Source organism: Bowmanella dokdonensis (genome assembly GCF_017254865.1).
GTDB lineage: Bacteria > Pseudomonadota > Gammaproteobacteria > Enterobacterales > Alteromonadaceae > Bowmanella > Bowmanella dokdonensis.
In genome coordinates, this window is sequence record NZ_JAFKCV010000195.1 from 1 (window position 1) to 351 (window position 351).

Genomic DNA, 351 nt, shown 5'->3' on the forward strand with positions numbered 1-351 from the left:
AACAGGTGGTCTAAAAGGCTCCCCTTTCCTTAAGGGAATTGTGGCCTTTATTTTTGTCACTTTCGCTATTCCAGGCTTTGTATACGGTAAAACCGTCGGCTGCATGAAGAATGACAAAGATGTGATTAATGCCATGTCTCAAGGTATGAGTACGCTGGGAATGTACATTGTACTGGTGTTCTTTGCCGCGCAGTTTGTGGCCTTTTTCAATTGGACTAATCTGGGCACAGTATTAGCGGTTAAAGGCGCGGCCTTACTGACGGCGCTGGGACTGGACGGTCCGGAAGTGTTTGTCGTCTTTATTCTGATGTGTGCCTTGGTGAATTTGTCGCTGGGCAGTTCTTCTGCACA

Annotated in this window: 1 protein-coding gene; it reads left to right on the forward strand. The window is 47.3% G+C overall.

The features are described from left to right. On the forward strand, nt 1-351 hold a 351-nt coding region (locus J0A66_RS22200; protein ID WP_206576003.1), incomplete at both ends, for an AbgT family transporter.